The organism is Desulfuromusa ferrireducens, assembly GCF_055389805.1.
Window position 1 is genome coordinate 587,509 of record NZ_AP042415.1, and the last position, 14,933, is coordinate 602,441.

9 protein-coding genes and 1 pseudogene are annotated in these 14,933 nt (G+C 52.2%); 4 read left to right on the forward strand and 6 right to left on the reverse strand.

Annotation, left to right across the window (positions count from 1 at the left end):
* Positions 1-339: 339 nt before the first annotated feature.
* A complete protein-coding gene (locus ACZ5PT_RS02600; protein WP_464265254.1) occupies positions 340-1,035 on the reverse strand; it encodes a helix-turn-helix transcriptional regulator in 696 nt (231 codons plus the stop codon).
* 514 nt (positions 1,036-1,549) lie between these two features.
* Here ACZ5PT_RS02600 and ACZ5PT_RS02605 point away from each other — a divergent pair.
* A complete protein-coding gene (locus ACZ5PT_RS02605; protein WP_464265255.1) occupies positions 1,550-2,446 on the forward strand; it encodes a DMT family transporter in 897 nt (298 codons plus the stop codon).
* A gap of 280 nt (positions 2,447-2,726) precedes the next feature.
* On the forward strand, positions 2,727-4,073 hold the full coding sequence (gene gdhA, locus ACZ5PT_RS02610) for an NADP-specific glutamate dehydrogenase (protein WP_464265256.1): 1,347 nt from the start codon (positions 2,727-2,729) through the stop codon (positions 4,071-4,073).
* 183 nt (positions 4,074-4,256) lie between these two features.
* On the opposite strand, the gene msrA is transcribed toward gdhA, so the two are convergent.
* The 4 genes and pseudogenes from msrA to ACZ5PT_RS02630 form a co-directional block, all read right to left on the reverse strand.
* Positions 4,257-4,847 (reverse strand): peptide-methionine (S)-S-oxide reductase MsrA, encoded by a 591-nt coding sequence (msrA, locus tag ACZ5PT_RS02615; protein ID WP_464265257.1) that lies wholly within the window; start codon positions 4,845-4,847, stop codon positions 4,257-4,259.
* A gap of 137 nt (positions 4,848-4,984) precedes the next feature.
* A pseudogene (gene msrB / locus ACZ5PT_RS02620) lies at positions 4,985-5,410 on the reverse strand (peptide-methionine (R)-S-oxide reductase MsrB); the annotation flags it as partial.
* Between the two features lie 688 nt (positions 5,411-6,098).
* Positions 6,099-6,305, reverse strand: a complete 207-nt coding sequence (locus tag ACZ5PT_RS02625; protein ID WP_464265258.1) for a hypothetical protein — start codon at positions 6,303-6,305, stop codon at positions 6,099-6,101.
* 203 nt (positions 6,306-6,508) lie between these two features.
* The gene (locus tag ACZ5PT_RS02630; protein WP_464265259.1) at positions 6,509-9,100 is read right to left on the reverse strand and encodes a PEP/pyruvate-binding domain-containing protein; all 2,592 of its coding nucleotides are present in this window, start codon (positions 9,098-9,100) and stop codon (positions 6,509-6,511) included.
* A gap of 236 nt (positions 9,101-9,336) precedes the next feature.
* Here ACZ5PT_RS02630 and ACZ5PT_RS02635 point away from each other — a divergent pair, with 236 nt between their 5' ends.
* Positions 9,337-9,462, forward strand: coding sequence for a hypothetical protein (locus ACZ5PT_RS02635; RefSeq protein WP_464265260.1), 126 nt, complete (start codon positions 9,337-9,339; stop codon positions 9,460-9,462).
* Between the two features lies 1 nt (position 9,463).
* On the opposite strand, the gene ACZ5PT_RS02640 is transcribed toward ACZ5PT_RS02635, so the two are convergent.
* On the reverse strand, positions 9,464-10,147 hold the full coding sequence (locus tag ACZ5PT_RS02640; RefSeq protein ID WP_464265261.1) for a type 1 glutamine amidotransferase: 684 nt from the start codon (positions 10,145-10,147) through the stop codon (positions 9,464-9,466).
* A gap of 291 nt (positions 10,148-10,438) precedes the next feature.
* Here ACZ5PT_RS02640 and gltB point away from each other — a divergent pair, with 291 nt between their 5' ends.
* Positions 10,439-14,860 (forward strand): glutamate synthase large subunit, encoded by a 4,422-nt coding sequence (gene gltB / locus ACZ5PT_RS02645; protein WP_464265262.1) that lies wholly within the window; start codon positions 10,439-10,441, stop codon positions 14,858-14,860.
* The last annotated feature ends 73 nt before the right edge of the window (positions 14,861-14,933 follow it).

Sequence of the window (14,933 nt, forward strand, 5' to 3'; positions counted from 1 at the left end):
ATCAACAACGCACGAGACACGACCTCCGTGCCGATAAAAAAAACCGCCCACAGTTATCCAGAATATATCCAAGCAGAGTTTGCGATGCTGAGCATTGAATTGAATTTGCAGTGGAAGAAAACAAAATGGGGTAGTGCAGGCGATAACGTGCAGGTTTGACTTCTCCCCATAGTGACCATCCCCCTAGCGCAATAAAAACGTTTCAGGGTGTCACTATGGCAAGATCAAGAGAAAAGATGAATCGAGCAAAAGTGTGATTAATTTCTTAATTTGTAAATTTCTACTTGGTACTTTCAGGTGATTCCCTGTCCTTTTAATACGAAGAAAGTACCAACAGAGCTAAAGGTTCTTCGCTGCCCACAGTGCGGCCTGGGTACGAGAGGGAACTCTGATCTTTTTGAAGATATTATAGATATGCGTTTTTACCGTATGGGGACTGATACATAACTCGTCAGCGATACGCTGGTTGCTCGCTCCTGAGGCAATTAATGAAAGGATCGTTTTTTGGCGAGCTGTCAGTTCAGGGAGGGAGTTTTCATGGTTCCGCAGCGGCCTGACAGTAAAGCGTTGTGCCTCCAGAAAGCACTCGGTCATGACCTGACGCGAAACCCAAATTTCACCTTGAAAAATGGAACAGACACCTTTGACGAGATCATAAGCAGGATCGTTTTCGTGGAAAATCCCACGAATGCCACAAGACAAGGCAGTCTTTTCAAATTTCGCCGATTTAGGTGTATTGAAAATGGCAAGAAGATGATGGCGTGTGGTTAACTCAATGACATCAGCACAAAGCTTATTCGTTAGCTGCATATGTTCCTGATTTGCCTCGAGAAGAATAAGGGGATTATCATCATGCTGATCGCTGTCATTCTGTGCTAACTCAGCCAATGAATGAAAACAGGAACAGCGGGCCCCGGTCTGCTCTTCCAGAAAAAAAGCTAATTGTTCACCTGAAAAACGAGTTTTCGCGACAACTTTAACGGCGCGACCATTATGACAGCACCCAGCACAGTTCATCTTCTCTTTGCCGTTCATTGTTCCCCCCTAAAAGATTTAGAACAAAACATATCTGCAACGACAGCGGAGAAAAGCCACCCCACCCAGGCAACCGCTACACGAAGAACAAAATTGTTCTTTCAAATAGTTATGTTCTAGAATCTCGCCCCCCCCAAAAAAGCCAACGAGACAAAGTAAACGCACCTCAAGAAAACCCACCCAACTATGCGCCAATTATAACATATCCACATTGAAAATCAGCTGGTTATAGAATTTCCACCGGATCACGGCTTAAAAAATTACAGCATCAACATTCTCTCTGTGTCCAAGAGGAGACTCAATCCATCGGTAATACAAAAACAAAAAAACAAACATATTAGCTAACAACACACTGCCATGACCTTTCTTCCACAACCAGCGCTTCAGACTAGAAAAAAAGTAGTACCAGAAAGTGAAATCTAGCTTTATCAAGAAGATAATTTGTTGTACTGAAACAGCCATAGTCTATACAGTCAACACAACATAAACCCTTCTAGAAACCGGACATAAACCGATGCCCCCCGAACAACAAGCGACCCTTTACGGACTTAGCGCAGTACTGCTTTGGTCAACCATTGCCACAGCCTTTAAGCTTTCGTTACGACATTTAAGTCCGATTGAACTGCTGCTGTTCGCAGGCGCTTTTTCCACCCTGCTGCTCGGTGCGATTCTTCTTGCACAAGGAAAATTGAGACTTGTTTTTCAGTGTAGCAGGCAGGAGTATCTGCTCTCTGTCGCCCTCGGCCTGCTTAACCCGTTCCTCTACTACCTGGTTCTGCTCAAGGCCTACGAGTTACTTCCGGCGCAACAGGCGCAACCCCTCAACTACACCTGGGCCATCACCCTGTCGTTGCTTTCGGTGCCGCTGCTGAAACAAAAGGTCAGTCGTCAACAATGGCTGGCCCTGCTCATCAGCTACTGCGGTGTGCTGATCATTTCAACAGAGGGAAACCCCTTCAGCCTGCAGTTCACCGATCCTCTCGGGGTCATCTTGGCCCTGGCAAGCACCATCATCTGGGCCCTCTACTGGATCTACAGTACCAAAGACAGCCGCGACCCGGTGGTCGGACTGTTCATCAATTTCCTCTGCAGCTTCCCTTTTGTTTTCGGCTACTATCTACTGACCGCTGATTATCAATGGCCGTCGCTGGCGGGGCTCCTCGGTGCCGCCTACGTTGGTACCTTCGAAATGGGCGCCTGTTTCGTCCTCTGGTTAATGGCGCTGAAAAGTACCGACAACACCGCACGGATCAGCAACCTGATCTTTATCTCACCCTTCCTTTCCCTGGTCTTCATCTACTTCATGGTCGGAGAAACCATCCTCCCCGCAACCTTTGTTGGCTTGCTGCTCATTATTGCTGGATTGTTTTGCCAGCAACTGAAAGGAAGAACCTCGCAGCAGAGAGAATAGCAAACCCTGCCTCACACACAGCCCAGCACCTGAGTATCGCCACAACTCACAAACACTCACAATAAGCACTCACAGCGGTCGACACAACACACCCGCCACACAAACATGCAGACCCTATTCTCGACAGAAGCCCATAATAACGGCCCCCAAGACGGACCTGTCTATTAATTAGTCACATGGCACGCTCTTTGGATAGAGAAACAACCAATACACAGAAAAGAAGACCAAAGCAGATCCTACTTGCTTATTTTTTAGCCACATCCAGCCAAGGAGACACCAGATGACCAAGCTAGACGAAAAAATTGCGCCGATCTACAAAGAAGTTCTCGACCGCAATCCAGGGGAAGTTGAATTCCATCAAGCGGTTCGTGAAGTTGTCGAAACACTCGGTCCGGTCCTGGTAAAACATCCCGAGTTTGCACACTACAAGCTAATCGAACGGATCTGCGAACCGGAGCGGCAAATCATCTTCCGGGTACCATGGGTTGATACCCACGGCCGGGTACAAATCAACCGTGGCTTCCGGGTTGAATTCAACAGCGCCCTTGGCCCCTTCAAGGGCGGCCTGCGCTTCCACCCCTCGGTCTACCTCGGCATCATCAAATTTCTCGGCTTCGAGCAGGTCTTCAAAAACTCCCTGACCGGCATGCCGATCGGCGGCGGCAAAGGCGGCTCCGACTTCGACCCCAAGGGCAAAACCGATGGCGACATCATGCGTTTTTGCCAGAGCTTCATGACCGAACTGTACCGCCACATCGGTGAGCATACTGACGTACCGGCTGGCGATATCGGTGTCGGCGGCCGCGAAATCGGCTTCATGTTCGGCCAGTACAAGCGCATTACCAACCGCTGGGAAGCTGGCGTTCTGACCGGCAAAGGCCTCAACTGGGGTGGTTCCCTGGTCCGCACCGAAGCAACCGGCTACGGTGCGGCCTACTTCGTCGACGAAATGCTCAAGGTGCGCAAGGACTCCTTTGACGGCAAAACCTGCATCGTCTCGGGCTCGGGCAACGTCTCCATCTACACCATCGAAAAGATCAACCAACTCGGCGGTAAAGTTGTCGCTTGTTCCGACTCCAACGGCTACATCTACGACGAAAAAGGGATTGATCTGGAATTGGTTCAGCAGATCAAGGAAATTGAACGCCGCCGGATCAGCGTCTACGCTGAAACCGTCAAGCACGCCAAATATGTGGCCGGTGGCAATATCTGGGAGATCCCCTGCCAGGTCGCCATGCCTTCGGCAACCCAGAACGAGATCAACGGCAAGGATGCCGCCATGCTGGTCAAAAACGGCTGTATCGCCGTCGGTGAGGGCGCCAACATGCCGACCACCCCAGAAGGCGTCAAAGTCTTCCTCGATGCCGGTATCGCCTACGGCCCAGGTAAAGCAGCCAACGCCGGCGGTGTCGCCACCTCGGCCCTGGAGATGCAGCAGAACGCTTGTCGCGACTCCTGGGACTTCGCCTACACCGAAGACCGTCTGCACAAGATCATGCAGAACATTCACAGGGATTGCTACGAGACCTCCGAAGAGTACGGCGTACCCGGCAACTATGTGGTCGGCGCCAACATCGCTGGCTTCGTCAAAGTGGCCCGCGCCATGCTGGCCATGGGTGTTGTCTGATCGACAACCGCAGCACCGTACGATAATAGCCCCCGGCCGCAAGGCTGGGGGCTATCAAGATATTATTTTCAGCATTTATTTATTGCAACTCTGCAGGCTCCCCGTTCGGGGGGCCATTTTTTTTGCTCACATTTGTTCTTAGAGTTGATTTTCGATTAACAATCACCAGGTCCGTTTTTAGTGCTAATGCGTTGCCTGGTCGCCCCAAATACTTTTTAAGCGTTTGTCTCGCCCACAATTCCAGCGATAAGCATTGTAGCGAATTGGGTTATTTTTATAATAATCCTGATGATAACTTTCCTTTCCCATAATCGGATAAAATGTTGCTGCATCCAAGATTGGCGTGACAACTTTTTCACCAGGAAACTGCATTTCAACACGAACCTTGGACTCTTCAGCAATTTTTCTTTCTGCCGCATTCGCTACGAAAATCGCACTAAGATAACTGGGACCCTTATCGCAAAACTGTCCCCTGCTATCAAATGGATCGATGTTGACCCAGTAATGATCCAACAGCTGTTGGTAACTCACCTTATGGGGGTCATAGGTTATCTCTACGGCTTCAAAATGCCCGGCATGATTTCCGTTATAGGTTGGGGTTTTCACTGTTCCGCCGGTAAACCCGGAAACTACAGCCGTGACTCCATCGAGTTTTTCAAAGTCTGACTCCATGCACCAGAAACATCCTCCGGCCAATATTGTTTTATCGGCTGAGGCCGTTGAGGCAAAAGCGAGAAAAACTGCAAACAGGGAAAAGAGTAATTTATTTTTCATAAAACCACCTTAAATTTGTTAGCTGCTGACAAAAAACAAGACCGCGGATAGTCTCTCCTGCCACGAACAGATGGCAAGGAGTGGGGAACGCAAACATCTCCACTAAACCCAAGGGCCCACAATGGCCGATGCGGCAATCACTTGAACAACTTCTGGTATTCCCCGTAGCCTTCTTTTCCCAAATCGGCCCTCGAAATGAAACGCATTGCCGCCGAGTTCATGCAATAACGCAACCCGTTGGGAGCGGGCCCGTCGTTGAAGACATGGCCCAGATGAGAATCTGCGAGCTTGCTACGCACTTCGGTTCGAACCGCGAAGAAGCCACGGTCATCTTTCTCTACGATATTGTTTGGCTCCAACGGCTGCGTGAAACTCGGCCATCCGGTTCCCGATACATATTTATCAGAGGAACTAAAAAGCGGGACGCCGGAGATCACATCGACGTAAATTCCCTGCTCTTTATTGTCCCAATAGGGATTGGCAAACGGTCGCTCGGTGTCATCATTGCGGGTCACGGCATACTGTAGCGGGGTTAACCGGCGACGGAGTTCCGCATCCGCGGGGACCTTGTTGTCGCGTTGTGGAGTCGTGGCCGGCCCCCTCGCCATATCATCCGATTTCATTTTCATATCGTCCGACCGCACCGATTGAGACATCATCATTTCGTTAGTATTTTGTTCCATGCCCTGACTCTCCACCGGGTGAAAGCCGATCAGAACCAGCGGCAGGCTGAGAATGGTCATTACCAGAATCTTCATGTCGTCCTCCATTATTTTTTTTGCTCCGAGCAGTTCGCTACCGAGCTTGTGTTTTCAAGTATTTGAATCATACCCTACCTATTTAACGACTGATTAAAGACAGGATAAAGATCGTGTAAAGATTTCGTGAGGAAACACAAAACGCCCACGATCAGAAAACCGTGGGCGCTAGCGCTCTAGTAGATACGGCCCATCAAGCACACAGAGGTGCCGACAGAGCTTTTTCAAATTTAGCAGTGGTGGCTGCTCGACGACCTGGCCCTTTGAACCCGCCTCACTGCGTGGTTATGGATTCCGGTCAAAGCCCCCCGCCCTACATGGTCCCAAGGGACTAGTGCCTTGTAACTCTTAAAGTGTCGCAAGATTGCGAAGGGATTTGGCGTGCCAATAAGGCGTGATTAAGGGCGCATAGCACCGCTATGCAACTGAAGTCACAACGCAGGTGGCGCGTCAAATAACAAGCAAGATGCGACGATTTAGGGGGTACAAGGTACTAGGTGGTTAGGGGTCCGACAATCGCCAGAGAAATAAAGCCCACAATCACGGCGAGAAACACAATTAATAGCAACGCTCTTGCCGCCAGCTTGGCGACAAATTCTTTCACTGTCGGCGGCTTTTTCTTATCCAAAACAAATGACCACAGCAAAGCCATGACGATGACAACGGGAAGTCCAACTGTATATACGATGCCAAGATCCATCTGCCACTCCAAAAGATATTCGATTGCTATTACAAGACAGGGCACTTTCTAAGACAAAAGCACACCCAAGAGAGCCGAGTTTACTTGCTTTTGCGGCGGCACGCTATCGAAAACCCACCTCTTCTGCCGACAAAAAAAGTTCCCCGCAGCGCAATGCTCCGGGGAACTCCAATCGAGCCTCTACACCGCTGTGCATCCTGAAACTATTTTTCCGTGCAGCAGATCAATTTTTGCGCCACCACATCGGCCATCAGCGACAAGCCAACATCAGAGACGCGGCAAACCTTGACCACCTTTTTGAAATGACTACTGGATGGCAGCAAGCCCTCAAGAATGTTCGGCTGTTTTTCCAGCCAAGCAGTATTGAGGAAGCAGTTTTTATTTTCTGGAAACAGGGCCAGATAGAAGATATCCGCCTCAACCAAATCCTGAAAAAAGTGCGAACCGAAGGACAACTCCGGCATCAGTTCGCCGGCGGTAAAGGCCACTTCGGCCAAGGCGGTCAGATTACTGATTTCAGAGAAGGTGACCGGCACTCCCATCGACGGTGTCGAGGTGCCCCAACGGCCGGGACCGAGCAGCAAGGTCGGACTTTTTTCCTTATCGGCAATCCGCTTATTGAGCCGACCGATCAAACGGGCGATCTCGTACTTATCATTCATCGGCAGCTTTACATACTGCGAGGGATCAACCCAGATAATCCACTTTAGCTGACGTGAAATGTTGCCGCCCATGAAGTTGCCTTCGCTCTTAAAGAAGGTCCGCTCCTCGGGCACCCGCTTGGGCAGTTGCACTTCCTTATCTGCGCCCTTGGTCTGCAGCGGCCGACATTGCACCACATCAATCTGCGGCGTTCCATCACTGGCGAAGTTGACCGTAAACTCGACATCGACCGGATACTCGTAGGCCTTCTCGATGGTCTTGAGCATGCGCTGCATCAGCTCAATAAAGGACGTTTCCTTAAACAGCTGATCAAAGGTCAATAACCAGACATCCAGCCCTTTTTTGCCGCGCTGCTCGAGGAGCTGCATGGTGTCATAATCACGCACGGCATAATTATGCCAGGGGATGTCGATCTTTTCCTCGGTCAGGCTCAGCAAAGAAATGGTGCGCAGCTCGTTGTTCTGGATATCGAGCAGATCGACATCGCGCTGCGAAAACTTGCGCGTGTCGGCAAAGCCCTTGTGCGGGCGCTTCTGCGGCGCATCCAGTGCGACGATACAAGGGTAATCCCCTTCGGCCCGATCGACCGCGCGGGTCCCAAGTCCAAGCACCAAACGCAGCATTCCGGCGCGCGGATCCATCTCCTTATCCCAGACAAAGGTATTGTAGGAGACACCGACCCCGGCCAACTCTGGGAAGTAATAATGATCCCGATAAGCCCCGGAGACCCGCTGCACCAGCAGGGCCATCTGCTCATCCTGCTGATCCAAACCGCGCTGCAGGCGATAAGTGAGGGCGTCCTCGCTCATGGTGCTGGCAAAAATCTTGCGTACCGCATCCTCAAACTGCGCCAAACGCTCTTCCGGCGAGCCCTGATTGACGCAGAAAAAGCTATCGTACTTACCGGCAAAGGCGTTGCCGAAACTGTCCTCGAGCAAAGAACTGGAGCGGACAATAATCGGGTACTGCCCATAGTATTCGAGCATCTTCTGAAAACCTTCACGCAGACTCTGATGAAAGCTGCCCTGCAGGATCTTTTCCTGCAACTCTTTGGCGGCATCAAAATAGCCGGCCTCACTCCTCTGCTGCATGAACAGTCGCCAGAGACCGTTATGCACAATATAGGAATAGTAAACGTTGGAGCCGACATAGAAGGAGTCGTGGGTCTCCAGATGTTTGTCCCAGTCAAATCGGCTGTCACGCCTTAAGATACTGTGCGCCAGGAGCATGCCGACCGCTTTACCGCCGATAAAGCCGGAACCGATGACCCGCGATTTGATACCGAGCAAATCCTGCAGGTTTAAATATTTGTGCGCCAGACCGAGAATGCGCTCTTCGCGACCGATCATATGGCGACAGATATGCTTACTCATCTGCTCTTGTTCAAGTCGGCCCTCGGGATCCTCATTGACCCGCTCGGCATCGAGGAACAAACGGTGCCAGTGATCAATCTGTCGCCGGGCACTATCCTTGTCGCGCTCGGCCAGCGAGCTGAGCAGGCGGGTGGCCTCGAAACTGTTGGTCAGCGGGACAAATTCCTCACCATTTTTACGGTGCGGCAGAAACATGGTCGGCGAATAGCGTTGCCAGACCTTGATCGGCTGGATATGAAAATGCTGCCCGTGGTTAAAAACATCAATCAATACCTGGGTGGTATCGCGAATCCGCTCAATGGTCCGAAATGAATGCCGATCGCGAATCAACGAAAAGTAGGCAACGGTATCAAGCTCAAACAGGTAGGGGCAGGTGACGCGGAAAAAATTACCGACCATATGATCGGTCGCCCAGGCGGTGGCCAGATCGGAAAGACAATCGAAGACATAAAAAGCACCAACGCCCTGCTCGGTCACCACTTCGTGGATACGGCGGGTAAACAGCTCAAAACCCTGGCGCGGATCGAGATCGTATTTTTTTATTTTCGGAGAAGCGCCCAATAAAGGAACATGGTCGCCAAAACAGAAATAGATAATGTTGCGACCATCAGCCAAAGCCTGGTCCACATAGGGGCCGACAAAGTAACGATAATCATCGATCGAATCGACGGTCAGAACAACATTGTCGCCAATCCGCAAACCATCAAGAATATTGTCAAGCCCGGCATAACCGGTTGACACCCGTGCCGCTGAATCCATCTCGAACTCCAAGTGAAAAGGGAGAGTGTAAAGAAGGTCGCACAAAACTACGTTTCTGCACTTTTTTTTAGCACACACTGCTATGGCCGGCAAACCGTTTCTCGGCATTGGATCGATTTGCACGACCGCATGCCCGGCAATGCATAAATTACAAGCATAAATGGCATTAATCGCTATAAACCGCGGTTCAACTCCTCACTAAAATCCGACGCACCGAACCCACCGTCAAAGTCATTATGAGCAGCGGCGACAAAGAACAAGAGGTTTCACAAAATTTTGCCGGCAAAGGCAGCAGCGGTTTCCTGAAAAAACCAGATCAGCTCTCTGCCCTACAGCAAGCCATTCAGAAATTGCCAAGCTGATTTAGTGTTCACCTGTCAAGCGCGCCGCAACGGCGACAAAGTTCTGCAACAGCTGCTTCGAGTGGGCAAAATAATCGTCCTGCCATTGCCGAAAAGTCTCCAACGGTTCCTCGCCCGCTTTCGTCCGCCGGCACCAGTCGGCGACAATCAACTCATCCACTTCGGGGTGAAACTGTATGCCCCAGGCATTGCGACGACGAAAAGCCTGTCCTGGACAAGCAGCCGTCTGCGCCAAATGGACTGACCCGGCGGGCAGATCAAAACTGTCATTGTGCCACTCGAAACTGACAAATGGATCGGGTAAACCACGAAACAACGGATCGGCTTGACCGACAGCAGTCAGGGAGACAGCGGCTATCCCTTTTTCCTGATTCTTATGGCTGTGCACCTCCCCACCTAAAGCGTGAGCCAGCAGTTGCCCGCCCAAACAGATCGCCAAAATCGGACGCCCCGTCTCGACTTCGGCGCCAACCCAGTCGATGGCAGCCTGCAAATATGGGCGGTTCTGACGCTGCTCGACCCCCATGTAGCCGCCGAGCAACAATACCGGTCCGTGATCAGCACTGCCTGGAAACTGTAGCTGATCACAGCGCCAACTGCGCACACCACACTGCTGTTGCTCTAACCAAGGTTGGAAAGTACCCAAACCAACCCGCTCGTCAAACTGCAAAACCTGTATTTCCACAAGCCCCCCCCAAAGCGCAAAGAGATTAAAAATCGTACTACTTTCTGAGCATAGTTCCAAGCACGCCTGCCCCCTGGCCAGCAAACAGAATGGCAATAATCATTCCCAACAAACAATTGATGCGTGTCCCTGGGGCAACGCGCGCTTTTCTTCTTCCAGCCGCCGAGAAGGGGCTGATAATATTGTATACTTTGTTGGCATCTTTGCGTTTATTGCTTAAATCAGGTACCTTCGCGGCCTTACCTGAAAACCTGAAACGCCAATTATTATATGTAACAAAGGATTAGCTTCATGAATCTTGCCGAACGATTTAAAGACAACTGCGGCTTCGGCCTGCTGGCCCATATCCGCAACCAACCCAGTCATCAACTCCTCCTGGATGCAATTCAGGCGTTAAGCCGGATGATGCACCGCGGCGCCGTTTCGGCGGACGGCAAAACCGGTGACGGCAGTGGACTTCTATGCTCGATGCCGGTCACTTTTATGCGTAAAGTCGCCGAAGACGCGGGGATGTCGTTGCCTGAGCAGTTCGCCGTGGCGACCCTATTCCTCAGTGAGGAAGAAAAGCAGCTGACGGTCTTTCGTGAACAGTGCGAAAAAAACGACCTGAGCGTGCTGCTGGTCCGCGATGTGCCGCTCGATACCGACGCCCTCGGCGAATATGCCCTGTCGATGCTGCCGAAAATTGTCCAGGTCTTTGTTGTCCCGGCAGCGCTGATCGCCACCCGCCGTTTCGACTCGCTGGTCTATTTGACCCGCAAAGAGGTCGAGCGACAGCTGCTTGGTGATCCAGACTTCTATATCCCCAGTTTTTCCCGCACGGTCGTCTCTTATAAGGGCCTGGTGATGCCACATTATATCGCCAAATTGTACCCCGACCTGCAGAACGAGGATTTCAAAATTGCCTTCGCCATGTTCCATCAGCGCTTTTCCACCAATACGCTACCAAAATGGAAACTGGCTCAACCGCTGCGCGTGATCGCCCACAACGGCGAGATCAACTCAATTCAGGGCAACCGCTTTAAAAGCCGCAACAAATTTACCGACGCAGAGAGTCCGGTTTTTTCTCGCGAGGAACTTGAGCGCCTGTTGCCGCTCTTGGAAAACGGCGTCAGTGACAGCGCCAACCTCGACAACATGATCGAGTTTCTGCTCGCTAACGGCGTCGATTTTTTTAAAGCGATCCGCTCACTGATCCCCCCGGCGCGGCACAATGTCGCCAACATGCCGGCCAAGCTGCGTGCCTTTTACGAATACAGCTCCGCCGCTTTCGAACCCTGGGATGGCCCAGCTGCCGTCAGTTTGACCAACGGCCGCTACATCGGTTGCGTGCTCGATCGCAACGGTCTGCGCCCGGCCAAATACGTCATCACCACCGACGACCGACTGCTGATCAGCAGTGAATACGGTGTACTCGGCACCCCGCCGGAGAAAATCCGCGAACGCGGGCGCTTGCAAAGCGGCGAGATGATTGCTGCCGACCTGAAACAGGGCAAGGTCTTTTACACCCGTGACATCGACCGTTATCTGATGGAGTCGCAGCCCTATAATCAATGGCTGACCGATCACACCCACTATCTGCAGGAGTTTATCCAGCGCCAGTTCGAAGACCTATCCGATTATCGCTACGAGGATCTGGAAACCCTGCAGCGCTACCACAACATTACCAGTGAAGTGGTTGACCTGGTGATCCGACCGATGATGACCGAGGGCAAAGAGCCGGTCGGTTCGATGGGCGACGATTGCCCACCAGCCGCATTTTCCAGGGTGCAACGCAATTTCTGCGATTTTTTCAAACAGAAATTTGCCCAGGTCACCAACCCGCCGATCGACCCGTTGCGCGAAAAAGCGGTCATGTCGACCACCATCGGCTTTGGCGGCATCGGCAACCCGCTGATCGAAACCAAGGAGCGCGGCAAACGCCTGAAAAGCATTTCGCCGATCCTCTCCAACGACATCTTCCAGGCACTGCTGACCTTCGGCAACCCGGAAATGCCACGCTTCGAGCCCTGCTACAAGCATCGCACCTTCAGCACCTGTTACCAGCAGGGCCTACAGCAATCACTCCAGTCGCTGGGCAAAGAAGTAGTCAGTGCCGTAAGTGACGACGCGGTACGGGTCATCATCCTCGATGACCGAGGCCTTTCGGCCGAACAGAAACCGCTGCCGATGGCGATGGCGGTCGGCTACGTCAATCAGCAGTTGCTCAAAGCCAAACTGCGGCATTTGGTGACCATTGTCGCCAGCACGGCAGAAGTACTTGAACCGCATTCGGCCTGTGTCCTGATCGGCTACGGCGCTGTCGCGATCTATCCCTGGCTGCTGTACGCCAGCGGCCTACAGCTCTGCGAAAAACGGAATGCTGCCGCCAAAGATATCCGCCAGCAGCTGAAAAACCTCTACGATGCCCTGACTAAGGGGATTCTCAAAGTAATGTCGAAGATGGGCATCAGCACCGTCTCCAGTTACCGCAATGCTGCCCTGTTCGATATCATCGGTCTGAGCAAGGAGATGGTCGATAATTGCTTCGACGGTTCACCGGCACTGCTGCCAGGCCTCGGTTATGCAGACATTGAACAACGGATCGACACAATCCACCGCAAGGTGTTTGTCGAAAACTACATGACACCGGTTTATCCCTTGGAGATCGGTGGTTTTTATCGTGACAATCCAGGCTTCGAGTATCACGACTTCAACTCCCAGACGGTCATCCAGATGCACCGTTTTGCGGAACAGCGCAGTCGCGATGAATACCTCAAATTCCGGGCCCTGATCGATAATCGTGGTTTTGCCTTTGTCCGCGACGGCCTCGCTTTCAAGAGTCCAAACCAGCCGGTCAAACTCGCAGACGTCGAACCGATCGAGGCGATTACCCGCCGTTTCGATTCGGCCGCCATGTCCCTCGGTGCCCTCTCTCCCGAAGCGCATGAGGCGTTGGCCGAAGCAATGAATCAGCTTGGCGGTTCGTCAAACTGTGGCGAAGGCGGAGAGGATGCAGCCCGCTTCAAAACCGTCAAAAACAGTAAAATAAAGCAGGTTGCCTCGGGCCGTTTCGGCGTCACCCCCGGCTACCTGCGCAATGCCGCTGAAATCCAGATCAAACTGGCACAAGGCGCAAAACCGGGCGAAGGGGGACAACTCCCCGGCGAAAAAGTCACCCCGCTGATTGCCACCCTGCGCTTCACTGTTCCCGGTGTGACGCTGATTTCACCCCCGCCGCATCATGACATCTACTCGATTGAAGATCTGGCGCAGCTAATTTTCGATCTCAAACAGGTCAATCCCGAGGCGATCATCAGCGTCAAGCTGGTCTCCACCGAAGGCGTCGGCACCATCGCCGCTGGCGTCGCCAAGGCTTACGCTGATAAAATCGTCATTTCCGGTGGGGATGGCGGCACCGGTGCAGCACCGTTTAGCTCGATCAAGGCCGCTGGTAATCCCTGGGAACTGGGACTGAGCGAAGCGCATTTGAGCCTCAAGGCCAACAACCTGCGGGAACTGGTCACACTGCAAACCGACGGGGGCCTTAAAATCGGCCGTGACGTCGTCAAGGCGGCAATGATGGGCGCAGAAGGCTTCGGCTTCGGCACCCCGCTGTTGGTCATCCTCGGCTGTAAAATTCTGCGCGTCTGCCATCTCAATCGTTGTACTGTCGGTATCGCCACCCAGGACGACAATCTCCGTACCCACTACCAAGGCACGGTCGACAAAGTAGTCAGCTACCTACGCAATGTTGCTGAAGATGTCCGCGAGATCCTTGCCGAACTCGGCTTTACCTCGCTGCACGACGTCATCGGCCGCAACGATCTACTGCAACAGCTGGATGATCCACAGATTCGCAAATTCGACTACTCGCAGATTCTGCAGCAGATCGAGGGCTGCAACACCAAACAAAAACCGAATCCACCCTTCGATGACAACGCCTTCGAAAAACAGTTGCTCGAAGAGATCATGCCGGTGATTAAAAATCCGAGCGATGAAATTGTCGTCGAACGGCAGATCGTCAATACCAACCGCAGCTTCGGCACCTTAATCAGTGGGGCCATTGCCCGCTATTACGGCGACAAAGGACTGCCGAAAGAAGCGATTACCATCAAGTTGCAAGGCGTTGCCGGTCAATCGCTCGGCGCCTTTCTCGCTGGCGGCGTCAACATCTTCCTGAGCGGCGTCGCCAATGATTATGCCGGCAAAGGGATGCACGCCGGACGGATCATCATCACCCCGGCCATTTATATGGAAGGGGCTTCCGCGGTCGGCAACACCTGTCTCTACGGCGCCACCGGCGGTAAAATGTTCGTCGCTGGAACTGCCGGTGAGCGTTTTGCGGTCCGTAACTCGGGCGCCCTGTCGGTGGTTGAAGGAACCGGCGATCATGCCTGCGAATACATGACCGGCGGCACCGTGGTGATTCTCGGAGAAACCGGTATCAATTTCGGCGCTGGCATGACCGGCGGCGTTGCCTTCGTTTATGACCGGCAGAAGAAGTTTATCGATCGACTTAATCAGGAACTGGTTATCGCCAGGCGGATTGACGTTGATGATGACAACGAAGGCAAGCTCTACCTGAAGAAGATTTTGACCAGTTTCCACAACCGCACCCGCAGTCCCAAAGCGAAAAGAATCCTCAATGATTTCCGTGAAGAACTGGCTTATTTCTGGATGGTCACACCGAAGGATATGAGTGCGCCGTTAAACCCAAAAGAAGGCGATTAATTGACGAAGTTCAAAAGTCACAAATATACAGACTTTACGAACGAATCATTTTAGTGAACAGGAAGCCTACATT

Excerpts from the sequence above, each read along its gene's own strand:
- gdhA (WP_464265256.1), top strand. The coding sequence starts at position 2,727 with ATGACCAAGCTAGACGAAAAAATTGCGCCGATCTACAAAGAAGTTCTC.
- msrA (WP_464265257.1), bottom strand. The coding sequence starts at position 4,847 with ATGAAAAATAAATTACTCTTTTCCCTGTTTGCAGTTTTTCTCGCTTTT.
- ACZ5PT_RS02605 (WP_464265255.1), top strand. The coding sequence starts at position 1,550 with ATGCCCCCCGAACAACAAGCGACCCTTTACGGACTTAGCGCAGTACTG.
- ACZ5PT_RS02630 (WP_464265259.1), bottom strand. The coding sequence starts at position 9,100 with ATGGATTCAGCGGCACGGGTGTCAACCGGTTATGCCGGGCTTGACAAT.
- ACZ5PT_RS02635 (WP_464265260.1), top strand. The coding sequence starts at position 9,337 with ATGAGCAGCGGCGACAAAGAACAAGAGGTTTCACAAAATTTTGCCGGC.
- gltB (WP_464265262.1), top strand. The coding sequence starts at position 10,439 with ATGAATCTTGCCGAACGATTTAAAGACAACTGCGGCTTCGGCCTGCTG.
- ACZ5PT_RS02600 (WP_464265254.1), bottom strand. The coding sequence starts at position 1,035 with ATGAACGGCAAAGAGAAGATGAACTGTGCTGGGTGCTGTCATAATGGT.
- ACZ5PT_RS02625 (WP_464265258.1), bottom strand. The coding sequence starts at position 6,305 with ATGGATCTTGGCATCGTATATACAGTTGGACTTCCCGTTGTCATCGTC.